The following is a 25310-nucleotide window of genomic DNA, read 5'->3' on the forward strand; positions in this document are numbered from 1 at the left end:
GTTTCACATAGAATACTTCCCGTTTTTGGGTGGGGAGTAAAAACCGGATAGACTCCACTGACCACAAATCCCCTGTTATTTGGTAAACCTTTCAATATACTTTATTGACCTAAAGTATTATACTATTAGAAATAATAATGCCTAAAGTCCTTAAAACCAGTTTTATTACACATTGCAATTTTTTGGTATAAAACGTAGTATAAAAAAATATATAGAGCGTATTCTAAAAGGAATTGGAGTGAGGGTATGCAGGAAGAGGACTATATTTATACGCGGTCAAAAGATGTATTTAAAAATGGTAATGAAAAATTGTTTTTGTTTGCTGGCCTAAGTAAAAAAGAATACCGACGAGAAGGAGAAGAACTGGTTTCCCGCTTTGTTCCGCTTGATGGAACCTACATCCGCAAACTTGTAGAGAAAGCTGACCCTGATTTTTTAGCGCTACCTGACAAAACAATAGAAATTCCAATTACATACGACGAATATCTTAGGTTGGAAACGCTGAGAATTGAAGAGAAAAAGGAGTTCTTTCTCTATCAAGGGAAATGATAATTCATTTCCTTTATTGCAGGGGGAAAGCCCTTTTGCTACTATGAATACATACCTATTTTTGAATTTCAGTTGTCGAGCGTAATGTGCTCTGACGGACATGACCAACACAAGCCTCTGGGCTGATTTGATACACAGTTTTTTTGCTGTGAAGACAAATCGCCCAGGGGCTTTTTTGCGTTCAAAAATAGCGTAAAAAAACTTAGAAAGGGTGTAAGACATGTTTGTAACTAAGAAGAAGGGGCAATCTGTTCGCTGCAATGTGGGCAGTGGAGAAAGTTGTAGAAAGAAGCGGGGTGAGCGTCATACGCTTTAAAGTCACCTGCTTCTTTAAAGAAGAACCGGAGCGCCTGTTCACCATCCTGTCGGCCAAGCATTTTCAGCGCCGCAATAAAGATACGGTGATCTGGACACACCGGAAGAATACATTGGAGATTGTGGCGTTCTCGCACCGGGGACGGGAGACGAATGGATACCGCTGCTACTTTGAAGGCAATACTGAAGTCTTCCAGTATGCGTTTGACAACCTGTCCGCCAATCTTCAACCCACCATCACTGGTATCGAATGTACGATCGAGACTGGTAAACCGCAACAAGAACTGGTACGGATGGCCGAGAAAGCCGGGTACCACCGCTGTTCCATGTACGGGCTCTATGAGAAAGATGGGGTAGGCATTGTCCTTCTGAAGAACGGCGAAGTGAATTTCCAGCTTCGGAACCGTCATTTCTCTGTTGGACGTCTCCATGAAACCATTCGATTGATCAGCAAGACGTACCAGCCGCTCGTCCGTGAAGTGCCGCAGCAGAACCAATTGGATTGGGGGCTGCTCGCATGAACGGCATGGAGCAGTTCGAATGTTTCCTATTAGACGGACACTACGGACGTATGAAAGCGACAGCCGCTTTCCTGGATGCTGCCAAGGCCGAACTTCGCCAACTCCTGGAAGGGCAGCCTGAACGCCGTATCGAATACAGTGACCTAGGCATGGTTGCAAAATTTGTGCCCAAACCTGTCAGCCAAGTCAACCAGCAGCAGCTGATTGAAGACCTGTCAGATTATTTTTGGACCACAGAACTTCATCCGCTGATTCAGTTGGATCCGAAGAAGCTGAGCGATTCACAGAAAGAGGAACTGGCAGGCTTTCTCCTGCCTGCTACATACTATGCAAAACCGTCCCTCAATAAGAAGGGGAAAGCGTATGTCCAGATTCCGGATATTCTATTTGGCGGCCAGAGTGAAGAAGAGCTTGTCGCCGAAATTCGGAATGTGACCTTTCAGAAGGAAGGCTACAGCAAACGCTATGAAGAGATCAAAGAAGCTCTGCTAAATGATTTAAGCTTGCGGCGCGAAAAGAAGATCAAACGGGACTGGTGCAGTTTTTCCTATGTGGAGCATAAGCCGGCATATGATATGGAGCGTTTATTGGCGGAATTGCCATTCGATTTCATTATCGAGCATGGGAAAGTGCAGATGACCGAATTGAAAGAATGGATTGGGCGCGGCCGGCTGAGCAAGTCGGTTTTGAAGGCGAACCAGGAACTTGTGGACCTGCAGCTCTCTTTCGTGGTCATGAGCCTGGAATCGGAAAGGAAAATGCTGAGCGGCATGGAATACAGACGAAATCAGTTGCGCATCGCGCAATGAAAGCCGTCAACAAAAGGAGAGGAATGCAATGGAAATTGTAAAGAACCGCAGACTTGCGCCCGGACAACGGGTGCAGGTCTACTATAATCTGCATCAAGGCGGCTATTCCATTAAGGATAAGGCAACGGGACTAGTCGTCGCGTATGCTGACACTGTGCTGATCACCAATTGTCGGTTCAGAGTGCAGCAGGCAGGAAGACAAAAGACCATCAACGAAAAGCGGAAACGGGTACATGCCTATGTAGAAGGAGATTTTCACGCTACAGATATCGAAAGGGAGCGCAGTCAATTGAACAAGGTTTACTATAATCCGTATACCACGGAGCAGTTTACTGACGTGAAAGACGGTTCCCCTGTTCTTGAACGGGCGCTTGTCTTTCTCGCAGATAAAGCATGCTACACAAACTGAATTACGATAGAGTCGAAGGACACAGGAAAATTCCTTGCAAATCCCTTTGACCTAGAACAAAGCTTAGGCTACAATTAGGACATACCACTTTTTTATTTTATTTGTCGAGCGTAATGTGCTCTGACGGACGCGACTAATTCAAGCCTCTGGGCTGATTTGACACATAGTGTTTTCACTATGCCGAAAAATCTGCCCAGGGGCTTTTTTGCGTTCTCTTAAAAGAGTTGGTAAAAAAACTTGGGAAAGGGTGTTGTCCACATGGACGCGAACAAAATCAGAAAAGAGGCTATCAGCAGTTTTTCAAATGCAAAACTGGCTGAACAAAACGAAGGAGATCATCTTTACCGCGCTGCCCGAAACACTGCAGACAAAGTGAACGATTATTTTCTGAAGAAACGCATCGCAAGTTGTAGCGACTTTCGAGTGGAGATCAAGACGCCTGATGGCAGAAATCTTCACTATACGCTGACTGGCGATATTGAAGAGAAAGCTCGGCAGCAAGCAGAGAATCTTGTTGATGAGCTGGCCCATTCCTACGGTTATGACCGGACGGCATGGAAGCTGAACTGCGATAACCGCTGGACATTCCAAGGGGCTTTGCAGAAGCGTCAGACATTCATCGACAAGATCCTGGATTTCTTCTTTGTTGCTGAATGACCACGGATACCCAATGAACAAGCGAGCGATAAGCCCATATCTTCGGAATGGCTCGCCGAGAGGAGACTAATCATGATTAACAGATCAATTCTTGTCGGTAGACTTACGAAAGACCCGGAACTCCGCTATACGCGTGCGTCACGTTCTGCCTAACCACGAATTTGTGGGAACAGCAGCGGATTTCTCCTACTAAGTATTATAGAAGAAATCAAGAACTCTAACATTGAATTTTCTCGTGAAAACCGAGAATCGCACAGAATCTTGCGTAAATTTAATTAACCTACCTCCTTATGGACGTTTAAGAAAATTTACGTGTGCGCAGTCTAATACCCCTACATGCGGCGACAATCTGACAATTGAAACCGTGTGAAGCTAGGTGAGGTCGTAGCCCAAGTAACCTAAGTCGTAAAAGATATGGCGAAAGTGGTGCGGGACTCCTTAAAAACTTTGTCTATGGCTACCAACTTTAGTGGGAACTCATGCAGTCTCGTTACGTAGATTTAATTCGGAAACGAGTTTGAAAGTAATCAGCGGTTTGTTGTTGTGTGTTCAACTTACTGCCCCATTCCTTGAAACAGGGTGGGAAATACAGCACTTAACTAAAGATTCAGAGCTGTATTAAGGATTACCGGGATAGGGTGAGAGTCTAAGGATAAGTAAATAAAGGGATAGATGTTAGGGAACGTGAGAGAGCCTGTCAGAAGAAGGGTGTCAGCCTTATGATAACTGATAGGAAGTCAGGTCCCTCATAGTAGTGTTGAAGCAGATGTAATGTCTGTGGAGCGAAGGGGGGAAGTCGGTTCTAAGAGATAGACTTTTTCACTTAAAAGAAAAATAAAGACTATACAAAACGTCATTTGGTTAACGTTATGGGTATTGTACAGTACTCATAATAATCGCTAATCCACCTATAACCTAGCCTCGTATTTCTCAGGAAGGTTGTGTGTACAAAGGTGGAGGTTAATTGCCAAATCAAGTCCGAAAAGGACTTGAAGCTGACTCTGGACTCCATGTATCAAGAGTCCAAAGAGGGAAAATCCCTAAATGGATTGTATGAAGTCATTATTAATGACCAAACTATCATAACTGCAATACACGACATAAAGTCGAATAAGGGCAGTATGACAGCGGGCATTGATAATAAGACCATCAACCATTTTCTACAAATGCCCAGAGAGAAACTCATTCGGACGGTACGGAGAGCGATGGAGAACTATAATCCTCAACCCGCCAGAAGAAAACATATTCCGAAAGGAAATACGGGTAAAACTAGACCCCTCGGTATTCCAACTATGTTGGATAGAATCATCCAACAGTGCATTAAAATTGTTATAGAACCCATAATAGAGGCAAAACTCTACGAGCATAGTTACGGATTTAGACCTTACAGGTCTACACACCATGCTATCGCAAGAGTTGCTCATCTAATTAACATTGGGAGATATGAATACGTCATTGAAGGAGATATAAAAGGCTACTTCGATAATATTGACCATGCTGTGCTAATGCGTAAATTGCACAAAATTGGGATTATTGATAAACGCGTTCTCGCGTTAATCAAGAAAATGCTGAAATCGGGGATTATCGAGGAAGATTTCAAATTCCACGATACCGACAAAGGTACACCGCAAGGTGGTATTATCAGCCCTATTCTCGCAAATGTGTATTTGAACGATTTTGATTGGACTGTCTCCAGCAGGTATGAAAATCCATACTTTGCGGATGAATTCTCGAACGTCAAAAATGCTCGTAGGAAATTTCGGAAGGTAGGTAGGCAACCTGTATTTCTAGTTAGATACGCAGATGACTGGGTGATCTTCACGAAAACGAAAGAACAAGCCGAAAAGCAATTGGAGTATCTGAAAAGATACTTCAAGGCGAAATTGAATCTTGAACTTTCGGAAGAAAAGACTGTCATCACTGACCTTAAAGAAAATAGAATGAAATTTCTCGGCTTCCAAGTTGAATTGGCCAAACCTCGAAAGAGCATAGGCAGAACTGGAAATGCTAAGAAACATGAGTTATATGCCAGAATTCTACCTGATATGAAAAAGGTTAGAACAAAAACGGCAGAGATTCTAAAGGACATTAAGCAGATTAGGAGAACACAATGCGACTATCAGAAAGCTGTGATAATCGAGAAAGTGAACTCTAAAATCGTTGGTTTATCTGAATATTACAAGACAGCGGTCTGGACAGAAATTTTTGACTCCTTAGACCATAAAGTCTTCGTTACCAGTCACTACACGTGGAAGAAACTCTATCGCAACCAGAACAATGGTAAAAATAAAGCTAAACTGAAAAGATATTCCGAACTTTCTAACCGACGCAAGAGACACGAAGGCTATACCGCCGAAACTCATGCAGTGGAAGTAGAAGGAGAATGGGTTGGAATTACAAAATTCCTACACACGAAATCGGAAGACCCACAGTGCTTTAATCAGAATTTAACCCCTTATACGGTTGAAGGACGAGAACTTTACTACAAGAATGCGAAAAAGAATCAGAGTCTTAACAGACTCCCACTCTATGACAAGAACGAAGACGTATTCCGAATAGCCAAACGAAACATGCTGAAATCCGATAAAAAGAATCTTAGAAAGTATAACTTTGAATTCTATATGAACAGGGAATATGCGTTCAACAGAGATAGAGGAAAATGTAAAGTATGTGCCGGCGATATTTTACCAGTGGAGCTACAATGCCACCATATCAGCCCTACCTTACCACTCGACGAAGTAAACAAAATTACTAATCTCGCTAGCCTCCACAAGAAATGTCATGAACTAGTACATGGCACTTCCGTGCCGGAGGACACAAAAATAGCGAAGAAAGTCGAGAAATACAGAGCGAAACTCATAGGTGACATTAGCTAAGACGTATAGTATGGCACTATCTCGTCTAAGGATTGATAATCCTTGGATTGAATCCCATAAAACAGGATTAATTAGAATCGATGGCGTGCCGTGTGCGGTGAAAATCGCACGCACGGTACTCAGGAGGGGAAAAGCTGGAGATTACTTCAAAAGTTTACCTATTCCTATCGAACGGCGTGGCAGCCTGTACATTCACACTTGCTGTTAACCGTACATTTACGAATGCCAGCGGTGAAAAAGAAGCGGATTTCATCAATTGTGTAACGTGGCGGAAACAGGCTGAAAACACGGCGAACTTTCTGAAAAAAGGAAGCCTTGCCGGTGTGGAAGGCCGCATTCAGACACGTTCTTACGAGAAGGATGGCCAACGCGTCTATGTGACAGAAGTTGTTGCGGACAGCGTTCAGTTCCTGGAACCGAAAAGTGCTCGAAGTGAGCAGCAAGGGAACCAAGGTGGCCAACAGAATCAAAACTCTGGTTACAATCAGGGCAATATAAACCGAAATCAGCAGAATGGGAATTCGACTCCTGCTTATTCCGGTGGCGGGTACAGCAGCGGCGGCGGACAGCAAGAACCGTTCACCGTCTCTGATGATGATTTGCCATTCTGAGAACCGAGTGCAAATGGGGCGACTGCATAAAAGCAGCCGCTCCTTTTTTGTTTCTGACCGACTACCAACACACGTCCTTAAAGGGACCGAGAGGAGCTTTTTCATGGAAAAGGAAAACACACATACATTTTTGGGCCGCAAACCCGGAGAATCCGGCTGGATAGAAGTGGGACTGAAAGATTTGAGCGATATGCAGGCATTTGTTGAAGGGTACATCGAACGCATTGAAATCGGGTGCGGCATCGACCTTTGGGTAAATGACAGCTTTCTTGCTCATGCTGCTTCCGATACGCTTTCGCTGATGATCAAGCGAGAGGATGCAAAATTACAAACGGTCTACGGGAACGTCTTCGTGGCCACCAGCAATGATGAGGGAGATATCGTTCCCCTGTCGAAAGACCAGATGAAGTGGTTTACATTCCGCTTCAAAGAAATCAAGCAGTTGTTCAGTGATCCATTTCTGCTGATTACTGATATTCAGTCCTTCCGGAAAGTGGGGGAACTGTTATGGCAGTAATCATGGGTTGTCGAACAGACGAACAAGCATGGAATGAACTTCCGTTCCAAACGGAGGAAGCCCTGAGTGAATACGTCAATGGCCGAGTGGATACGCTACCGGTCGGAATGGGCGTCCATCTGTTTTTCAATGATGGGCTCCTGACGCCAATGGAAGACCTGCCGTTCAACCTGGATCTCCACTTCAAATGGGGAGAGACAGGCGTGTACGGAAACATCGCCGCTGCCGCTCAGGATGAAGAGGGCCGAATACAACCGCTCACAGAGGAACAGGTGAAATTCATTCAGGCATCTTCTATTTTAGTCCCTGAATGCCGCCTTTTCCGAACAGCGCTTGTAGGAGGTGCTTCCTGATGGGTGCGTACCTTTGCAGATCCGCTGGTGATTCCGGATGGCGCAAACTGCCCCTGCTCGATGAACGGAACTATCAGCAGATTCTAGGGAAAGATACAGACCGCTCCAGCCTGACGGACGGCATCGCCCTTTGCTATGACAAGGAAGCACAGATGCCTTACCGCGATGAAAGCGTGAACCTGATATGCGACACACAATTCGGTCGGGAACACATTCGTGGCAATATCATTGTCGCTGGAGTGGACGGACAGGGAAGACTCACTCCGCTTTCAAACGAGCAGCAGCAGTCGATCATCGACTCAACGGATGAACATGACGTGGGCCGAGGGCTGACCGTCTACCATCTTGTGCTTGATGACCATAAAGCGGAACAGACAGCGTAAACAAAAATAATCTGCCGCTCCCGAATAACAGGGAGCGGTTTGGGAGGAAACCATTCATGTCTCAAATTGGGAATAAATTGCGCGCCGGCTTTTTTGCCACACCGCCGCGCCAGGGAGAATACTTACGGCAGTTGCTGCAGTTTCCGGAAGAAACAGCTGCGCTCGATCCCACTTGCGGAGAAGGGCTCATTTTAAAGCAGCTGACCGAAAATCAAACTGAAACCGTCATGACCTATGGGGTGGAACTGGATAAGCGACGGGCGCTGACAGCGGCCGAGAATCTGGATCGACTGGTGCAAGCGCCAATCGAATCCATGGTTATCTCCAATGATGCGTTTGGTTTCGTCTTTCTGAATCCACCGTATGACCACACGATGAAGGCTTACGGGGATGAGAAGTCGGAGCGGAAGGAATACACGGAACTGGTCCGCGGCACCCGTTATCTGGCGCCGGGCGGCATCATGTTGTACATCATTCCGTCTTACCGCTTCAGCGACAGACAGATTGCCCGCTTTCTTGCTACCCACTTTGAAGACGTGGCGCTGACACGATTCACCGATGAGGATTATCCGGATTTCCGGCAGTGTATTTTCATCGGGAAGAAAAAGGAATCGAAAACAAAGCGGTTCGATGAACTGCTCTATCAGAAATTCCTGGATTGTAACAGTGAACACTTCATTGAAACGGAAGTGAAACCGGCAGACCAACTGATCGGCGAGCAAACGTGGACGGTTCCAGCAGTGAAGCCGGAGGTTGCGACGTTCTACACAAGAATCGAGCAGAAAGAGGAGTTTTATTCGCTCATTCACAACAACAAAGGCTTTACCGCTTTTAAAGAGCGCACCCGGCCAAAAAGCTTGTCCATCGGCGGAGATCCGATCATCAATATTGCACAGGGTCAGATGGCCTTGCTGCTTGCTTCAGGCGCTGTAAATGGCGTCCTGGGCGAAGGTGAGCGGCTACATGTCGTGCAGGGCATGGAAGTGGTGACACAAGTGGTAACCGAAGAGAAAACGGAGCATTCCACCATTACGAAATCCCGTACGAAGCGAGAGGTGTCCGTAAAGGTCATTACGCCAAAAGGGATAGTCAAGAAACTGATGTAAGAGAATGGGCTTGCAGTATCCACGGTATGGACTGTAAGCCCGCTTTCTACTAAAAGCATGAAGCGAGGAGCCAGAAGACCATGAATGACCAAAAATGTTACTTCTGCGGAAAAAAGGCAGGTGTAGAGATTCGGCTGGGGGAAAACGTTTTGAAAATTGCATGACGACTGATATTCAATTCAGTCCTCCTGTCCGAAGCGAACTCAGTTTGAAAGAACAAGCGAAACGACTACGCATACTGATCCGGACATTTAATGACCTGTTTCAGTAGAAAGGGAGAGACGGATGTCTAACGAAGAGATGATACAGGAGTACCGAGCCTTAAAAAAAGAAGCGAAAGCGGCTTCGGAAGCTGAAGATTGGGATACTCGGGAACAACTTCTCGATCGCACTACCGAACTGGCCTATGCCATTGATTGGGGATTTCGGGTAGGTGATGTGGTGGAACGTCGCGCGAAAAAGAGATGGGTTCGCGATACCATCCTGAAAATCGAAGGCGTTACCTATACCTTCAAGACAATCATTGTGCCAATTGATTTTGTGAGGTCCGCTACCGAAAAACACGAGCAGCTGACGTTGCTATGAGAGGGGAAATAAGCATGCAGACAGAAAATGTCGGGAAGACACTGAAAACAATGGAGGAGTTACGGGATGGAAAATGTCTGATTGTGGCGACCCGGAGTGGCATCACGGCCAGATTCAATGCCCATTACGATAGAGGGCTTGAAGTCGTTTTCTGCGTCATGCCAGATACCTACCGTATTATAGGGTATGAGCAATAGAGACTGTTAATGGGGAGAGAACCAGCAATTGAAGACAAAAACGAGAAAATTTATCGAACAACCTTACTGGTTTCATGGAACTTCTTTACACGCAGTAAGAGAGATACAAAAATACGGTATTTCAGTTGATTATAATAGGGGAAATGAACTGGATTTCGGTCCTGGATTTTATTTGTCTCCCAAATTTAAATGGGCAGCTGATTTCATTATTCGAGTTTTAAATAGCAGGGCGGATGCTCTAGAATCAGTTGGTATAGAAACTAACCCAGCAATGAGATTACCAGTCGTCATTAAATATAATTTCGATGTCAGGAAATAATTGTTGGCAACAAAAACGCCACTGAGAGTCTATGAGAAATATAATGATGCATTTGCAGAATTTGTTTTTAATAATCGAGCAGAAGCAGACAAAGGATTGAATCACCCTTGTCCACTAATCTACGGAGTCGTATGTGATAGCCGCCCATCTATCTTAATGGAGAAATACCGAGAGGGCGAAATATCGAAGGAACAAGCGAAAGAGGAGATTCTTGCTGGTCCTGTAGGAGCAAGACAACTCTCTATTTATCGACAATCTATTTGTGATAAACTGATATTAGAAAAGGTTTATTCGGCTATCGATGGAAGGGAGATGAAATTATCATGATTACACTTACAGATCGTGATGCTGAACGCATGTGCGAAAGTCTACAGCAAGCATTGGTTTCCATGTCAAATGGACGTATCAAGGAATCTGAAGCAAAAGATATGGCCAGAAAAGTTTTGGACCGTATTGGTCTTGATAATGTAATCTTCGCTCATAAAGGCCCACGTTGGCTTGCACGCCAGATTATAGATCATCTTCCAAGTACATCGCAATAACGATTCGAACTTGAATTAGAGCAAAGAGCAACCAGCTAAGTCGGTTGCTCTTTTTTATTTCTCCGATTCCTTGTTTCCAGTCCCTTTCCTAACATTAAGGTATTCTCAGGAACCTTCCATTACCCTTGGAATCTGCTATAATGAAATTACTAATTAGTAGCGACGTTTTCGTTGTCCGCTGGATCGAACAAATGGAGCTCTCTGGAGCCAACGACCCTCAAGGGGGAAGTCTGGTTTCATGAGCTTTTTTTGTTGAAAGGAGAAGATCCAGCATGGACAGGGAATTGGATTATGTGAAGGTGCGGGAGATCGGTTCATTGGAATTCGGTTTTTTTACGAACTGGATTGGCCGGGAACTGGTCATTGAAGTGATTGCGGCCGACCAGAACAGAAGTACAGTCAGGAAAATCGGAGAAGCTTATACTCTCCTGGGTGCAAAGCAAGTCCTGGAACAAGAATTGACAAGAGGCTTTATGGTGTTTTCTCAAAACGCCCAACGCCTGTAGGTTCAAAGTACGAATGATTTTCACGCTTCATATGGCATTTCGAAAACCTTTCCGTTATACTGAAGGTATAACTTTTCTCTTATTTATTTGTCGAGCGTAATGTGCTCCGACGGACGCGACTAATTCAAGCCTCTGGGCTGATTTGACACATAGCATTTTTGCTATGCCGAAAAATCTGCCCAGGGGCTTTTTTGCGTTCTCTAAGAGAAAGGTGAAAAAACTTTTGGGAAAGGGTGCATCATCATGCCGAAACCGGCGAAGAAGAAGGGGTTTATAAAGAAAACCGTAGAAGAAAAAAAACAGGAAGTCGAGCAGTTATTACAGATGCTTGATGCAGGAGTAAAGGAATTTGTCGGAAATCCCGAAAAGTTCAAGGCGTTGCTTGAGATGCAGGCGATGTTTTATAACTACTCCATCCGGAACGTCATGCTTGTCATGAAGCAGTACCCAAACGCTTCGTACATCGCTTCATTCAAAAGATGGAAAGAACTGAACCGGAGCGTCAAAAAAGGCGAGAAAGCCCTTCGTATCCTCGCTCCACGAATTAAGCGAGAAGATGATGAGGTGACGGGTGAAGAGAAATCGAAAGTCGTAGGCTTTGTCACCTGTCCGGTCTTTGACCTATCACAGACAGAGGGTGAACCGCTGCCGATTGAAAAGTACCGACTGGCACTGGACGGTGAATCCGATGAAGCGGAACAGATTTTCGCTTGGGTTAAGACGCTGGCGGAAGAGGATGATTGTAGTGTGTCGATCGCATCAGCAAATGGGGCAAACGGCTATTATGCGCCGGCACTCCATCAGATTGTGATCGACCCGAAATTGTCCGTCAATCACCGCGCCAAGACCATGGTTCACGAGTACGTCCACTCCCAGCTCCATCGCTACGATAAATCGTCAGCAGAAGAAAGGGAATGCGTTGCGGAAGGTGTTGCCTTCATCGTCTGTTCCTACTTCGGCCTTGATACGTCCGAATACTCATTCGAGTATGTGAAGGGCTGGTCATCCGATGGCGGGCAGACATTGATGAAGTACGCTTCTTCCATGCAGAAAGCGGCCAATACCATCATCCAGGACGTAGAACGGATTGCAGGCGGCTTACCGACTCCTGCGCCATTAGAACAAGCAGTCTGAATCAGACTGAGAGACCGAACCGATTGATTGCTCCCTGCTTCTGCAGCGGGGCGGTCAGTCGGTTTTACTATTAGGAGGCTATTATGAATAGACCATACAAATTAGAGACAGAAGACAATCCGAAATTCATGGAGATCTATATCAATCAGGCATGGCATCAGGTGTTTTGCTATGCAATGGCGTTTGCAGACCGGGGACGCGACGATATGCTGCTGTTCACCATCGTGAGCGGCAGCGACTCGGCGCTCCAATCCCTGAAAGCCGCCATTGATATCGGTACGAGAAGCGGCCTTCGTTTTGGCTATGGCGAAAAGTCGCTGACCGGGTATGAATTTCGAAGCGAACGAACGCTCATGTCTGAGAAAGGCAAATATGTGAAGTTTCCCATGACGCTGAGCCAGAACCGGAAGGCGCTGGCCATCGTACACGAATCCGTCCTCAACAATACGGAATTTGTGCTTTCCTTCAATGCCGATCCGGCACAGGAAGTCGTACAGCTCCTTGGCGGTGGCCAGTACGGGCTTCATATTCTTCCGGAATGGCAGCGTCCCGTCCTGCAGGAACTGATGAACCAGAATTACCTGGTCAATCATGACCTCTATTATGACGAGAAGCTATTCACGGATGGATTATCCCTACTGTCGATTGACCTGGACGAAGAAGAGGCGGACCGCTTCATCGAAGAAATGGTGAAAGGCGAGAAGCTGAAGTTTCCGAAGTCAGGGGAAGGGCAGCAAGTGGAAGAAACAGCGGATCTCACCTCCTATCTTCTGAATTTCAATACCGATATGGTGGAGAAACTGTCAGAGACCGTGACACCTACTCATAACCCGATGGAAGACGAACCGCTTGAACCGTTCAATCACTATAACCGTGAACTGTTCCCGGTTCAGTCCCACGCTGCCACTGCGGTAGCCAAACGGCTGCGGGAACAGAAAGCGGTGATCCTGCAGGGAGAGATGAGCACTGGAAGTGCGGCACGTTGCACTATAAGCCAGTAAAAGGCGAAGTGTGCGGGCTTTTCTTGTAAAACAAAGAAGAGTTACAACTCTTTACATGATTTATAGGGGGAAGCTCCCTATCCAGACCAATATTCCAACGGGCTGGTCTATGAGACTCCTACATGCTGATTCATTCCATTAATGATGAGGTGTGAAGCTAGGTGAAGTCGTCCTTGAAGCGGACTCGTAAAACGTGGATTTAGGGCGGTAGGCTTTAAAAACATTCTATGATGAGCGAAAGCGAACCCTTGTATGTACGCTCCGTTACTCATTCCCTAACCTAATTACGAGATATATGGTTAGGTCTCGCGCGAAGAGGAATTTCTCTTGCCTGTGGAAATTCCCGACTGCACAAGTCTTTCCTGTGCTTGTGTAGTACCCATCAGAGTTAGGAATAGTCTCCTGATGGACAAGTACCGCCGGAGTATAAAGGGCATCTAAGGAATGTAAATAAAGGGCTAATGTAAAGGGAACGTGCGAGAGTCGATACATGGAGAGATTGGACTCAATAATGTGTATTGACAGTCAGAGACACCATAGTACCAATGATGAGCAGCCGGTTGTATTCCAGCTATAAGGTCACCGACCGAAATGCGGAAGAGGATAAAACTGCTCTAGGGAAGGGTGTTAGTCAGTAAGTGTTTCGATGAGCGGATTTGTTTAAACGAACCATGTGGGAGTTAAAGAGTTAATTCATCTGGGTTAGTCCGTTTCCTCTAATCAAGGGGGGCGAACCAATTAAATGATGAAGGATAAAAAACAAAATCCTAAAAACGAAAACGAGTTAAAGACAATTCTCGATAGTATGTATCAAATCGCCAAAGATACTGAAAAGCCATTCTTCAATTTGATTGAGCTTATGAAAAATGAGCAGACAATCATGACGGCGGTTCACAATATCAAAGGCAACAAGGGAAGCAAGACGCCTGGGATAGATGGAAAGACTATCGATGACTACTTGCAATTGAGCAGAGCAGAACTTCTTTCTTTAATAAGAAGAAGCATCAATAACTACAATCCGAGCCCGGTAAGAAGAAAATACATCCCAAAAGCAAATAAGGGTAAACGACCGCTGGGAATTCCCACAATAATGGACCGAATCATCCAAGAAATTACGAAAGTCGTACTCGAACCAATAGCAGAAGCTAAATTCTATCATTACAGTTTTGGCTTCAGACCTATGCGATCCGCTGAACAAGCAATCGCAGAAATATTGGAGCGGATACGGCGCAGTAAGACGTACTGGATAATTGAAGGAGACATCAAAGGTTTCTTCGACAACATCAACCATAACAAGCTGATAGAGATGTTATGGACAATGGGCATTCGGGACAAACGAGTGCTGATGATGATTAAGAAGATGCTGAAAGCGGGGGTCATGGAAGAAGGTAATGTTAGAGATAGCATGACCGGTACTCCACAAGGCGGCATCATTTCACCGCTCTTGGCGAATATTTACCTTAACTATTTTGATTGGGAAGTGGCAAAGATGTTCCAGGAGCATCCTGCCAGATACAAAGTGAAAGATGTATCTCGCAATGGACTACAAAGGGTTCGTCAGCGTCATGAAGATATTTTCTTGGTCCGGTACGCAGATGATTGGGTTGTACTCTGCCAAACGGAAGAAAAAGCCAAAAAGGTTCTAACGAAGATTGAAAAATATTTCTCGCATAAGCTCAGCCTTGAACTCTCTAAGGAAAAGACCGTCATCACAGACATCCGTGAGGATAGGGCCTCATTCTTAGGCTACTGGATATATGCTGAACACGACCGTCTCAATAAAGGCAAGATGCAAGGTAAGGCGATACCCAATATGGATAGAGCGAAAGAAAAAATCCGCGAAATCAACAAGGAAATCAGGCGGCTTTATACTTTTCGCGGCAATGTCCCGATTCAGGTGGAAATCATCGAAAGAATAAATGCCAAAATCGTTGGAGTATCCAATTACTACAAAATTGCCAATGTCTCCTCCATCTTTCGAGGGTTGGATAAACGTATTTTCTACAATCAATGGCGGACGTGGTTACGAATGAATAACCTTCGAGGACGATATCACTCGCTAACCACTCCCGCTAAGAACCTTGCGAATAGAAGAGACAGACATAAAGACAGGAATTGCAGACTGTTCTACGTTGAAGAGCTTGGCGTAAAAGTAGGAATCACAAAGTTCGCACATACTCCAAAACGGAATGCTATGAAAGTGAACTTGAAGCTTACTCCGTACACGAATGAAGGCCGAAGGATATACAAGCGGACTACCGGTAAAAGAGATGGGCTAGACAGACCAAATCTTTTCAATGAAGAAATGGACTTCTACTATCTTAAAAACCGATACCCGATCTATAACTTCGAATACTTCCTTAATAGGGAGTACACCTTCAACCGAGACAGAGGGAAATGTGTCTGCTGTTCTACAGCATTAAATGCAGGCAACTTACACATTCACCATAAGCAAAGAAACCTACCGCTTGTAAAAGTGAACAAAGTCAGCAATTTGGTCTCCCTATGTAAGACGTGTCATAAGTTGATTCACAACGACAATCCAGTTGATTACAAAAAGGGCAGCAAGAAGATTTTGAGACTCCGCGAACTGAACCAAATGGCTAAGAACTAGCGAAACTGACTACGAGACATTGAATAAACTCAAATTCGTTTAAACGCTTAGAGAAACGGCGGTTATATCCGTAAAGGTATAACCTGCCTGCAAAGTTAATGCTGAGATAACAGCATAACTGGCGACTTATTGATGGAAAGCCGTATGCGGTGAAAATCGCACGTACGGTTTGGGGTGGGGGAAAAGATGGAGATAACCTCAAAGTCCTACCTATCACCATAATCGGCCATGATGACCGCTATTGCGGATGGCTACCATACCATGAAGCAGAAAGACGGCTATCATGTCTGCCTGATGTGTCCTCCTTCCCTCACGAAGAAGTGGCCGCAGGAGATCCGTCAGCTGATTCCGGAAGCCGAAGTCCATGTGATTTCACACACCGACCAGCTGATCCGCTTTCACAGCGACTGGACGCAGAAAGGACGACCAAAACCGGTCAAGCCGACGTTCTTCATCATCTCCTTTACGATAATGAGAGGGGATGCGCGAACCATGCCGGCAATCGATTACCGACGCAAGGTGATGCTTCCGAAAGAGGAAGGCGCTGAGCGCGGCGGTTTCTATTGTCATTCCTGCGGAAAGGCACACCAGGTGATTGAGAACAAACAGACGGAGACGAACGAGAACGGCATCGAACGTGAGATTTTCGAAACCCGCAATATGGAATCAAGCGAGTTTGGCACCAGCCGGCGAATCCATACCGGCGTTCTGCCAGCGAACGCGTTCTGCTTCTACTGTGGTGATTCATTCTGGACCAAGCGAGTGCCGGTACGCTACGGCTCATTCAAAGCCTGGACCGCTCATGAAAAGAAGCTGGCTCACGCCATTCGTCAGGAGAGCAAGAACCACGTTCAGCATATCCAGTCCAGCCAGCCGAAACCGGCCGCTATCACAGGCATGCCGCGCCGTGTCGCTGCGATCGAATACATTCGCCGGAAGATGAAACACTTCTTCGATATGGCGATTGTTGACGAGATCCACGAGCTGAAAGCCGGTATGAGTGCTCAGGGGAACGCCCTTGGCGCTTTAGTGGAATCATCGAAAAAGGTGATCGGCGGTACCGGTACACTGTTCGGCGGAAAAGCAGAGGACGTTTACTACTTACTGTGGCGCTTGTTCCCGCAGATGATGGCGGAGAGCGGATATCGCTACGAGGAAGTCACACGTTTCAATGAGGAATACGGAAATATTGAAGAAACGACCTACGAATCCCGTTCTGAGGCGAGTGAGTATACCAATACCAATTCACGGGGCGGCGATCGTCGGACAACAAAGAAAGTCATGCCCGGCATCTCTCCCTTCATCTTCGGCAAATACCTGGTTCAGAACGTCATCAACGTCCGACTGAAGGATGTATGGCCGGATCCAGTTGAACTGGTCGATACCCCGACCATCTTTGTTCCGATGAGCGAGGAATTGAGAAAGCCGTATGATCAGATGCTTCATTCTTTCGAACGTGCCATCGACTCCTATGACGATGGGTTCAAGCTGTTCATGAAAATGACGGATTACGGGATTGCCTATCCGGACAACCCATTCAAGTTTCCGGATGCCACGCACAAGAATGCAGACGGGAAACGGGAAGTCTTCTGGGATGCGCATCACCTGAATCCGGATTGTACGCTGCCGAAAGAAGCGAAGCTGCAGGAAATCATTCAGACAGAAATGGCGGAAGGGCGAAAAGCGATTGTGTATGTTCGGGACACTGGAACATCGGTTTCCGAACGGGACTTGCGTCCGCGCCTGAAAGAGAAGCTGGAAGAGATCGGCGCCAAAGTCTGCATCCTGGATACGTCCACGACAAAGACGAATAACCGGAGTGAGTGGCTGGCCAACAAGATCGAGCAGGAGAACTACGATGTCTGCATCGTTTCCCAAGAGCTGGTCAAAGTCGGTCTGGACCTCCTCTGCACGCCGACGCTCATCTACTATCAGTTCAGCTGGTCGCTGTTCACCATTAATCAGTCTGCACGACGCGCTTGGCGTCTCGGGCAGGACAAGGAATGCCGTCTGTTCTATCTCGCTTATAAAAACAGCTTTCAGGAAAAGATGGCTGAGCTCATTGCGAAGAAGAACCGGGCGACTGCGGCCATCAACGGGGAAGTTTCCTCGGACGGTCTGTCAGCCATGCTCGGTGACGAAGGCGACCTTCAGTCCATGCTGATTGAATCGGTGAAAAACGGCGGGGCTGCGATGAAAGGTTCTGCAGAAGAATGGATTCACCAGACCTCTGACAGAGCGCGGCAGCTGCTGGCGAACATCGGGAAGAAGAAACAGCTGGCGCCGATTGAGGCATTCCGGAAATGGGTGCAGGGAGAAATTACCGGCGATGTGACACGGAACGCGTTTTTCCGGCGAGCGAAAGAGTTTACGGCACTTGTGGAATCGGGCGGATTGCCTGGCTTTGCCTTTGACGGCACTGGCCTGACCGTCGATTATACGACAGTCTTTGGTTTCGACCGTGAATACATTTCGGACGGATCGCTCCTGTATCACATGAGCAAACCGCTTGATACAGCTGATGCCAAAACAATTGAGAGAGACACCGCGGGTTCAGAGAAATTGACGCTGATCACCGTGACACAGCAAAAGACAAAATTGACGAAGAAGAAAGTGGCTGAAGACCAGCTCGCTTTCGACCTCTTCGCCTAATAAAACTAGGAGGCTTATCATGACACTGTTTATACAATCACTCGTCAGCATGGAACTATTCATACAAATAGGGTTGAGTTCATTACTGCTGCTGGAAGAAGTTTTGATCACTCACGCAAACTGGATGCGGTTGTTCCCGCTTCCAGAAGATGCGTTCCACAAGAAAACCTTGGATAAAGTGGATATTGAAACGGCATGGGGGTTGCGGTATGGAGTGCCGGAAGGAATGGCTGCGGCCGTTCTTTCTCCACTCCCAAAGGATTGTAGTCAGCCACAGGAACCGGAATATGTAGAATCCCAGTTGGACGAAGAGCACGAAGCTTTCCTGGCATCGCTTTATGAAGAACTGGCAGAGCCGGAAACATCAACTGCCCCGTCAGATTTCGATTTGCAGTTCGGTCCAATCCCTGCGGATTCCGAAGAAGAACCAGTTTACACCGAAGATTCGGAAGTGGAAGCTGCAGAACTGGAAACGAAGGAAGCAGCGGAGGTCACAGCGGCAGCCGAGGAAACGGAAGAATCCGAATACCTGTTGATGGAGGATTGGCATGTGCAGCAGAAACCGGTTGCCATCCGGCCGCAGCTTACCGCTAAATCGACTCACTCAATCCGCTCAAACCATATTGGTGAGCAAGAATGGGTGGTTGAAATTATCGGTCATGAGCAAGAATACATCCACGTCAGTGACGGAGACAGCCGTACTTGGCTCAATGTGGCAAATGACTCTCTTGGGAAAGGGGATATTCTTTCCGTACTCGTACACCGGGCAATGACCGGAAAAATCGAGGTCAAAAAAGCCGATATTCTGCAGAAAAAGTCCCTTGATTTCGCCTTAGAGCTGGAAAACGAAGAAGAATTTTATAATTTGTCGAGAAATGTCGAACAAGAATATGTGATTTAACTCAAATTTACACAGAAAAACCCATTTTCATTGGGTTTTTCCTCCTGGTTTCTGTCAGTTTACAGAAATTTGGAGGAGAAACCCATAAAAAGATATAACTTATCTCCCCTTTTTTAGGTAAAAAGGTATATACAATTGATAAACTTTTTACCTAGTTATAAAATTATAAAAGACATTCGAAGGAGGATATCACTATGTGTCATGCATTTACACTTGAAGAAAAACCACAAGATGTCGTTCGAAAAATGATTTCAGACATAAAGAATCACGGAAAATTTTTAACTGAAATAGAAGTATTGTTCAAAGGACGTCTTAAAATAAAATGTTTTGAAGTCACTTCTGACATGAAGTTGACCAACGGGTACTATAAGCAAATGGAGAGCGATTTATTAAGAATGGTATCGAATGTTCTAGAGCCAATTGTGAATTTCACCGGCTTCACAACAAAAGTAATTGTCCAAGTGCAAAACAACGGGGCGCTGGACTTCAATGATATTAATGTTTCCCTACATACCGATATGCCGGAGAAAATTACGGCTACCCGTCTATTCGAAAAACGTGTTAATCACATTTTCCCTTTTCTTGAGTTTTTGCAGGGAGTCGAAGTAAAAGGGCACCATCATCGATTGATTGCCTTGCATGCGAACATTAATTTATCAATAGAAGATATAGACTACGTCATCTTTGAGGAGAAGATTTTCCCTCCACGAGTCACGACGCAATGGATGTTGACCCTTGAACGGATGATCCTGGAGTCGGAAAAAGAGTATGCCTATCATGCGTTTATCCCTTGTTTCGACGGTGAGCTGCTTTGGGAACGAAAAGAACAGGTTTTGAGGTACACGTTCCAATGACTGTTCTTTCATATTTGAAGGGCAGCCTTATTTGGCTGATCATCCTTCTAACAGGAACGATTTCTACTCCTGTATCGGCAGCGACCCATTTTCTGCCTAAAGAAAAACCGCCAAATCAAGTGGCCCCTCAATCTGATAGCACAATTTGGTCAGATGCCGCTCAGGGCTTAATGAGTTTCTTTAGTCAGGGGCTGAATGAAGCGATTGTGTTATTTACCGGTTTGTTTTTGATCGGCACCTTTGCGATGGTCTTCTCTGTCTTGCTCCGAAATGGCCAGTGGCAGAAATTTGCGACACAAACTATGGCATGGTCCTTTCTCGCTCTGCTTCTGATCCGTCTAATTCCGTTACTTGCAATTACCATCCATTCTTGGGAAGACGTTAATGAATATTTATTGTTCGGTATAAAGCTTATTGCAACAGGTGTGTTCCTGATTGGGCTGTTAGCAATAGAACCGATTGCGGACCTTTTCCGTCGGGGAGATCAGCTAATTGCTCACCCAAAATATCGAAGATGGGCTAAAAATGCGTTGGGGATCGCCATCCTAATGATTCTGTTGAGTCAGGGATTCATGTATTTCTATTTAAAAGTGTAAAAAGTCTACCCACTGGTTTCGCGCATTTGGTATAATTAACACATAACTTAAACTAACAGGGCGCACCCCTCCTTTTGCAGCATTTGCTGTTTTGGAGGGGTGCGCTTTTTTTAGGAGTGATTGAATGAATTTAATGCTAATCGGTGATGCTGACAAACGGCGCGAGAAGTTGTTATATACGTTGATGTTGTCATTCCCTTCTCATAGAATAACAGCTTACAGCTGTGTGCCTACAATTCATCAGCTGGAGGAAATACACCTTGTCTTATTCTTGGCAAACGATGCTGAAATGGCCAAACAACTCGACTGGCTCCCGCCGGGAATGCCGATTTTTCTTATAGAGGAAAAACCGATTCCATATATTGACCGGTATATCGAAAGACGGAATGTTAAAGGTTATATCCAGAAGAATACATCTCTAAACACTCTCAATTTTGCAATCAAACTTGTGTTGGAAGGAGGCAGCTACTTTGACCCATCTCACCAACCGAACACGGGAGGGAAACGGAAAGTCGATTTACTGGAGTTTAGGGTATTTGCCATGCTCTCGAAAGGCTATCCCATTAAAGAAGTGGCAGGCCGGATGAATATCTCGGAAGAAAAAGCGGAGAAATACCGGATGAATTTTATCGATATGGGATTTCCAATGCCATCAAGGAATAAGGAGAAGGCTGTTCAAGCTTTGCGTCCCATTCGCCAATAGTATTTGCAATTTATAATATAACGTTATATTATTATAAATACAAAATAGACAGGAGTGATTCGAATGAAGAAAACCACCATTTTTATCGTTGGCGGTAGCCAGGAACAGACGTACAAGAAAATCGGGAAGAAGGCAGGGTGCGATATTTTGTTCCACAATGGCAAAGCCCGGAATGGCGGAGTCAAGAAAGCGTTCGAACCGATGGTCAAGAAAGCGGATTGTGTAGTTGTGCTGGCTGGAGCTTGTGGCCACGAAACGATGTATTCCATTAAAGAACTTTGTAAAGCAAATCAGATAGAAGTCGTCTTTCAAAAAGGATTTGGCGCGAGCGGAGCGGTTAATGCTGCCCTGGACCGCCTGAAATCCGTTGCTTGAAAGAATCAGGAGGAGGAAAAAAATGATAAAGTATGATGCAAAAATCTGTATTGGCTACGGGAACGAATTCGTGCTTCTTCGTATGAGTGATGAAATGTCCTCGTTATTCTGCACACCGGACTGTGAGTCGGAACACTCGATTTTCAACCCGGAATTGCTCAAGCCTGAAAAACAAATTCCCACAGAGGAGTGATCCCTCATGCATTCAGCAGTGTTACCGAATGGAAAAGTGATAGGCGCAGCCAGTTACGATGAACAGATCCACGGTCTGCAGATAAATTGCATGGACTCTGCTTGCGGTGCCCCCGTCATTTTCATAAAGGGCAAGACGGATATGGCTCCTCATTTCAAGACCAGTGGTCATGGTGACTCTGTCCATAAGGAAAAGTGCGGTTTCGCCCGGCAATTGTCTTTCCAGGAAACCGTATCAAAAGTGGGTGAATATCAAGCGAGCATCGCAGACAATGGTGTCCGCCAGATCGCCATTCGGCTCAACCTAAATGATGTTGATCCGGATTACGAGAAACAGGTCATCGAACGGGACGTAAAGGAGAAAGAAGAACCGAAGGAGCTGGATGAAAAGATGTTGAAGGACAAGCCAGACACGCCTGCCTCCATTAGCTCCTTGAAAACCATTAAAAAGCTCTTTACTACCGTGGGTCCGGATATCCTTGCCGGCATTCTGCTTCATGTGAAAGGGCGGAAAATTCCAGTCTCCGATATGATCCGCCATCACGAACAGGCGCACACCGCTTTATGGGAAGGCGAGACAGAAGACATTCCATATTTCATCCACGGCAAAGTGGAACGAGTCACCCGCCGCGGAAAAGTCTGGTTCATCAATTTCAGCAAAACCGATAACGGCTATTTTTCACTCGTCATCTTCGAACGGCATTTTCCTCACTTCACCTACAAGGACGAAGACCTGATTGGGAAGGAAATCCTGGCGTATGGCTACCTCCGGAAGAACGATTTCAAGGAAGGGCAGCAGTCCTCTGAAATGATCATTAAATCTAATAAATACATCGAGTTCCTGTAGGAAGAGGGAAGGTATGAACGAAATCGAACTGAAATTGCATGTGCTGGAGCGGCTCTGTGAAATGCTGCCAGCCGAAAAAGATAAATTCCATAAGATTTATGAACTCGAAGCTGAATTGAAAATGGATGGGGGCTGTTGCTTTCCAACGCTGATGCTGGCACACGCTGAAACGTGCTGCAGTCCGGATGAGCCTGTCATTCGACAGCTGCATGCCTTGCTGAAGGAGCAATATGCCCGGAATTTACGGCTGGATGAAATATCCCTGCCCGCTCAGACACCGTCGCTCGAGGAGCAGATCGACAAAAATAAAAAACTGCCAGCTGAAGAACAAATTCGCCGGTTCGGAGCATTCACCTACCAGATCCTTTCGAGGCATTATGATGCAGCTGACCGCATCGAAGCGCCGCGTGTCTTTGAGAAAATTCTTGATGAATTTGAAAAGCTTCAACCAAATTAGGAGGATGGCCATGATTCGAAAACTACTTACGCCAGTATGTTTACTCCTTCTCCTCGCATCCTGCACATTGCAGGGCCATATGTTTCGTTATGAAGGCACTCAAATAGAAGAGACGGCTGCTGAACAGCTGACCGGGACTGTCACTGAGGTCATAGACGGCGACACATTTGTTGTAAAACTTGCGACCGCTTACGTCCTCCGCGGAATGCATTTGCCAGCCGGCCAAGAGATTATTGTTCGTCTGCTGTTGGTAGATACGCCGGAAAGTGTCGGTGATAAAGCTGGAATGCCATTAGGCGAAGAAGCCAGTGCTTTTGCGAAAGAGCTGCTGGAAGGTGAGACCGTCTCTCTTGAATTCGATGAAGGCGAGATTCAGGACCATTACGATCGCTTCCTCTCCTATGCCTATGTGGACGGGGAACGAGTGCAGGACAAACTGGTTAAAGAAGGTTACGCCATGATCCGCTACATATATGAACCCAACACGAAGTACCTGGACCAGCTGCGGGCAATTGAAGAAGAAGCACGTAATTCTGAGGCAGGTATCTGGGCCATTCCGGAATATGTGGAGCTTGAGGAAGGATTCAACGAAATCACATCCAGTGAGACGCACACCGAGCTTGAAGGGCTGGTGAAGGAGAAAGCGGAAGAAGTGGGCGATAAAACTGTAGATGAAGCGATTGATTCGTTTTTCGAATCGGTGCTGAACTAAACGATGGAAAACCTATTTGTTCAGCTTTTCTTGCTGCATCTGCCGTCAATCATCTGTTTCATTCTGTGCGGCATCTAGTTCTTCAAAACCAAAGGCGAGGAAAATCCTGTGCTCGCACAGTGCCTGCCATTGCTTATCATATTTGTCGGTTTTTTCGTCTACTTTCGAATCTTTCATTGGGAAGCTCTACAAGAGCCCGGAATGGGCAGCGTCATTTCCTTCATGGTCTTCCTGCCTACCATTTGCTTGGGTGCTACATATGGTCTCATTGTCGGTATAAGCGGGCTTAACCAGCGAAACAAAGGCGAAGAAAAAGGGCTGCTTTTAACCTCTGTGTTATGTCTAACTTATTTGACGCCGCTCGTTTCTGTTATTATCGGCGTGTTCCCATTAATTGCGGCAGTTATCTTAATGAAAAAGGGATATAAGCGATTCTCTCATTCGTGAAAATGATAGATAGGCTATCGGAAAAGGACTGATAAGATGCAAATTATCCTGTATGCCTTGTTGCTGATCATTTTGGCCGTTACATGGGCTGGTTCTGTAATCGCCTATGCGAAGGAATACAATACAAAAATAAAGTGGGCAGAAAGATTACTGGTAAGCGCGATTGTCACTCTTTTGTTCTTGGTAGGTTCATCAATGACCTATTACTTCACTACACTTTAACGGACAGGTGGAATAGCAATGAATTGGGAACATTTTAAGGAATGGGTTAAAGAAAAGGGATATGAAACAGGTGCAATTTCCTGGAAAGAGACTCGAAAACTGATTAAAAAATATAGACAGACCCAAAGCTGTGAATTGAAAGTAAGAGAGGGAAATTGAATGATAACCATTCAAGTGAGAGTGAAGATAGGTGAAGATGTTTTTGTGGATCGGATAGACGGTTCTGATATTAAAAATGCAATGGAAAACGCTAAATGGAATTGGCCTGGTGCTATAATTGAATTTATCAAGGTAAGTTAATATCCATAAGGAAATTAATATAGAGTACGATGTTAAAGTAGAAGGAGT

34 protein-coding genes are annotated in these 25310 nt (G+C 45.7%); 33 read left to right on the forward strand and 1 reads right to left on the reverse strand.

The window, feature by feature from the left end; all coding sequences use genetic code 11:
• Nucleotides 1-246 precede the first annotated feature (246 nt).
• The 30 genes from B0X71_RS19430 to B0X71_RS19565 all read left to right on the forward strand — a co-directional run bounded on the left by B0X71_RS19430 (nucleotide 247) and on the right by B0X71_RS19565 (nucleotide 24293).
• Complete coding sequence (locus B0X71_RS19430) at nucleotides 247-549, forward strand: hypothetical protein (RefSeq protein WP_077591218.1); 303 nt, start codon at nucleotides 247-249, stop codon at nucleotides 547-549.
• Between the two features lie 296 nt (nucleotides 550-845).
• Nucleotides 846-1385, forward strand: coding sequence for a hypothetical protein (locus B0X71_RS19435; RefSeq protein WP_156889988.1), 540 nt, complete (start codon nucleotides 846-848; stop codon nucleotides 1383-1385).
• Nucleotides 1382-2194: a hypothetical protein gene (locus tag B0X71_RS19440; protein WP_077591220.1), complete on the forward strand. Its 813-nt coding sequence runs from the start codon at nucleotides 1382-1384 to the stop codon at nucleotides 2192-2194. The genes B0X71_RS19435 and B0X71_RS19440 overlap by 4 nt, the downstream gene beginning before the upstream one ends.
• Before the next feature lie 28 nt (nucleotides 2195-2222).
• A complete protein-coding gene (locus B0X71_RS19445) occupies nucleotides 2223-2603 on the forward strand; it encodes a hypothetical protein (RefSeq protein ID WP_077591221.1) in 381 nt (126 codons plus the stop codon).
• Between the two features lie 258 nt (nucleotides 2604-2861).
• Nucleotides 2862-3260 carry a hypothetical protein gene (locus B0X71_RS19450; RefSeq protein ID WP_077591222.1) on the forward strand — a complete coding sequence of 133 codons (399 nt, stop codon included), beginning with the start codon at nucleotides 2862-2864 and terminating at the stop codon, nucleotides 3258-3260.
• Nucleotides 3261-4270: 1010 nt separating this feature from the next.
• Nucleotides 4271-6136: a group II intron reverse transcriptase/maturase gene (ltrA, locus tag B0X71_RS19455; protein ID WP_077591058.1), complete on the forward strand. Its 1866-nt coding sequence runs from the start codon at nucleotides 4271-4273 to the stop codon at nucleotides 6134-6136.
• Between the two features lie 134 nt (nucleotides 6137-6270).
• The gene (gene ssb / locus B0X71_RS19460; protein ID WP_077591223.1) at nucleotides 6271-6747 is read left to right on the forward strand and encodes a single-stranded DNA-binding protein; all 477 of its coding nucleotides are present in this window, start codon (nucleotides 6271-6273) and stop codon (nucleotides 6745-6747) included.
• Nucleotides 6748-6850: 103 nt separating this feature from the next.
• Entirely contained in the window at nucleotides 6851-7264 is a 414-nt protein-coding gene (locus B0X71_RS19465; protein WP_198038756.1) for a DUF3846 domain-containing protein, read from the forward strand.
• A complete protein-coding gene (locus B0X71_RS19470) occupies nucleotides 7255-7617 on the forward strand; it encodes a hypothetical protein (protein WP_077591225.1) in 363 nt (120 codons plus the stop codon). The genes B0X71_RS19465 and B0X71_RS19470 overlap by 10 nt, the downstream gene beginning before the upstream one ends.
• Nucleotides 7617-8000: a DUF3846 domain-containing protein gene (locus B0X71_RS19475; RefSeq protein WP_077591226.1), complete on the forward strand. Its 384-nt coding sequence runs from the start codon at nucleotides 7617-7619 to the stop codon at nucleotides 7998-8000. The genes B0X71_RS19470 and B0X71_RS19475 overlap by 1 nt, the downstream gene beginning before the upstream one ends.
• 56 nt (nucleotides 8001-8056) lie before the next feature.
• Nucleotides 8057-9106: a DUF6094 domain-containing protein gene (locus B0X71_RS19480; RefSeq protein WP_232336871.1), complete on the forward strand. Its 1050-nt coding sequence runs from the start codon at nucleotides 8057-8059 to the stop codon at nucleotides 9104-9106.
• A gap of 285 nt (nucleotides 9107-9391) precedes the next feature.
• Complete coding sequence (locus B0X71_RS19485; RefSeq protein ID WP_077591227.1) at nucleotides 9392-9691, forward strand: hypothetical protein; 300 nt, start codon at nucleotides 9392-9394, stop codon at nucleotides 9689-9691.
• Between the two features lie 14 nt (nucleotides 9692-9705).
• Nucleotides 9706-9888 (forward strand): hypothetical protein, encoded by a 183-nt coding sequence (locus B0X71_RS19490; protein ID WP_077591228.1) that lies wholly within the window; start codon nucleotides 9706-9708, stop codon nucleotides 9886-9888.
• Between the two features lie 28 nt (nucleotides 9889-9916).
• Nucleotides 9917-10207, forward strand: coding sequence for a hypothetical protein (locus B0X71_RS19495; protein WP_077591229.1), 291 nt, complete (start codon nucleotides 9917-9919; stop codon nucleotides 10205-10207).
• A gap of 3 nt (nucleotides 10208-10210) precedes the next feature.
• Nucleotides 10211-10534, forward strand: a complete 324-nt coding sequence (locus B0X71_RS19500) for a DUF3990 domain-containing protein (RefSeq protein WP_077591230.1) — start codon at nucleotides 10211-10213, stop codon at nucleotides 10532-10534.
• The gene (locus B0X71_RS19505) at nucleotides 10531-10749 is read left to right on the forward strand and encodes a hypothetical protein (RefSeq protein ID WP_077591231.1); all 219 of its coding nucleotides are present in this window, start codon (nucleotides 10531-10533) and stop codon (nucleotides 10747-10749) included. The genes B0X71_RS19500 and B0X71_RS19505 overlap by 4 nt, the downstream gene beginning before the upstream one ends.
• Nucleotides 10750-11021: 272 nt before the next feature.
• Nucleotides 11022-11255, forward strand: coding sequence for a hypothetical protein (locus B0X71_RS19510; protein WP_077591232.1), 234 nt, complete (start codon nucleotides 11022-11024; stop codon nucleotides 11253-11255).
• Between the two features lie 243 nt (nucleotides 11256-11498).
• Nucleotides 11499-12389 carry an ArdC-like ssDNA-binding domain-containing protein gene (locus B0X71_RS19515; RefSeq protein WP_077591233.1) on the forward strand — a complete coding sequence of 297 codons (891 nt, stop codon included), beginning with the start codon at nucleotides 11499-11501 and terminating at the stop codon, nucleotides 12387-12389.
• Nucleotides 12390-12472: 83 nt separating this feature from the next.
• Nucleotides 12473-13390 (forward strand): hypothetical protein, encoded by a 918-nt coding sequence (locus B0X71_RS19520; RefSeq protein ID WP_077591234.1) that lies wholly within the window; start codon nucleotides 12473-12475, stop codon nucleotides 13388-13390.
• 742 nt (nucleotides 13391-14132) lie between these two features.
• Nucleotides 14133-16004 carry a group II intron reverse transcriptase/maturase gene (ltrA, locus tag B0X71_RS19525; protein WP_232336872.1) on the forward strand — a complete coding sequence of 624 codons (1872 nt, stop codon included), beginning with the start codon at nucleotides 14133-14135 and terminating at the stop codon, nucleotides 16002-16004.
• 261 nt (nucleotides 16005-16265) lie between these two features.
• The gene (locus B0X71_RS19530) at nucleotides 16266-18656 is read left to right on the forward strand and encodes a helicase-related protein (RefSeq protein WP_232336873.1); all 2391 of its coding nucleotides are present in this window, start codon (nucleotides 16266-16268) and stop codon (nucleotides 18654-18656) included.
• Between the two features lie 19 nt (nucleotides 18657-18675).
• On the forward strand, nucleotides 18676-19557 hold the full coding sequence (locus B0X71_RS19535) for a hypothetical protein (RefSeq protein WP_077591236.1): 882 nt from the start codon (nucleotides 18676-18678) through the stop codon (nucleotides 19555-19557).
• Nucleotides 19558-19751: 194 nt separating this feature from the next.
• Complete coding sequence (locus B0X71_RS19540) at nucleotides 19752-20411, forward strand: hypothetical protein (RefSeq protein WP_077591237.1); 660 nt, start codon at nucleotides 19752-19754, stop codon at nucleotides 20409-20411.
• Nucleotides 20408-21007 carry a hypothetical protein gene (locus B0X71_RS19545; protein ID WP_077591238.1) on the forward strand — a complete coding sequence of 200 codons (600 nt, stop codon included), beginning with the start codon at nucleotides 20408-20410 and terminating at the stop codon, nucleotides 21005-21007. Before B0X71_RS19540 ends, B0X71_RS19545 begins: the two co-directional genes overlap by 4 nt.
• Nucleotides 21008-21131: 124 nt before the next feature.
• Nucleotides 21132-21710: a helix-turn-helix domain-containing protein gene (locus tag B0X71_RS19550; protein WP_077591239.1), complete on the forward strand. Its 579-nt coding sequence runs from the start codon at nucleotides 21132-21134 to the stop codon at nucleotides 21708-21710.
• 63 nt (nucleotides 21711-21773) lie between these two features.
• Complete coding sequence (locus B0X71_RS19555; RefSeq protein WP_077591240.1) at nucleotides 21774-22085, forward strand: DUF2325 domain-containing protein; 312 nt, start codon at nucleotides 21774-21776, stop codon at nucleotides 22083-22085.
• Nucleotides 22086-22107: 22 nt separating this feature from the next.
• On the forward strand, nucleotides 22108-22278 hold the full coding sequence (locus tag B0X71_RS21145; protein WP_156889990.1) for a hypothetical protein: 171 nt from the start codon (nucleotides 22108-22110) through the stop codon (nucleotides 22276-22278).
• 6 nt (nucleotides 22279-22284) lie between these two features.
• Complete coding sequence (locus B0X71_RS19560; protein WP_077591241.1) at nucleotides 22285-23124, forward strand: hypothetical protein; 840 nt, start codon at nucleotides 22285-22287, stop codon at nucleotides 23122-23124.
• A gap of 13 nt (nucleotides 23125-23137) precedes the next feature.
• The gene (locus B0X71_RS21300; RefSeq protein WP_198038757.1) at nucleotides 23138-23581 is read left to right on the forward strand and encodes a hypothetical protein; all 444 of its coding nucleotides are present in this window, start codon (nucleotides 23138-23140) and stop codon (nucleotides 23579-23581) included.
• A gap of 10 nt (nucleotides 23582-23591) precedes the next feature.
• Complete coding sequence (locus B0X71_RS19565; RefSeq protein ID WP_198038758.1) at nucleotides 23592-24293, forward strand: thermonuclease family protein; 702 nt, start codon at nucleotides 23592-23594, stop codon at nucleotides 24291-24293.
• 45 nt (nucleotides 24294-24338) lie between these two features.
• Here B0X71_RS19565 and B0X71_RS21635 read toward each other — a convergent pair whose 3' ends face one another.
• Nucleotides 24339-24470: a hypothetical protein gene (locus B0X71_RS21635; protein ID WP_269750117.1), complete on the reverse strand. Its 132-nt coding sequence runs from the start codon at nucleotides 24468-24470 to the stop codon at nucleotides 24339-24341.
• A 24-nt stretch (nucleotides 24471-24494) separates the two neighbouring features.
• Here B0X71_RS21635 and B0X71_RS19570 point away from each other — a divergent pair, with 24 nt between their 5' ends.
• The 3 genes from B0X71_RS19570 to B0X71_RS21155 all read left to right on the forward strand — a co-directional run bounded on the left by B0X71_RS19570 (nucleotide 24495) and on the right by B0X71_RS21155 (nucleotide 25262).
• Nucleotides 24495-24740: a hypothetical protein gene (locus B0X71_RS19570; RefSeq protein ID WP_077591243.1), complete on the forward strand. Its 246-nt coding sequence runs from the start codon at nucleotides 24495-24497 to the stop codon at nucleotides 24738-24740.
• Nucleotides 24741-24980: 240 nt separating this feature from the next.
• A complete protein-coding gene (locus B0X71_RS21150; RefSeq protein WP_156889991.1) occupies nucleotides 24981-25121 on the forward strand; it encodes a hypothetical protein in 141 nt (46 codons plus the stop codon).
• Nucleotides 25122-25262 (forward strand): hypothetical protein, encoded by a 141-nt coding sequence (locus B0X71_RS21155; RefSeq protein WP_156889992.1) that lies wholly within the window; start codon nucleotides 25122-25124, stop codon nucleotides 25260-25262.
• Nucleotides 25263-25310 lie beyond the last annotated feature (48 nt).

The organism is Planococcus lenghuensis (assembly GCF_001999905.1).
GTDB classification, from domain to species: Bacteria; Bacillota; Bacilli; order Bacillales_A; family Planococcaceae; genus Indiicoccus; species Indiicoccus lenghuensis.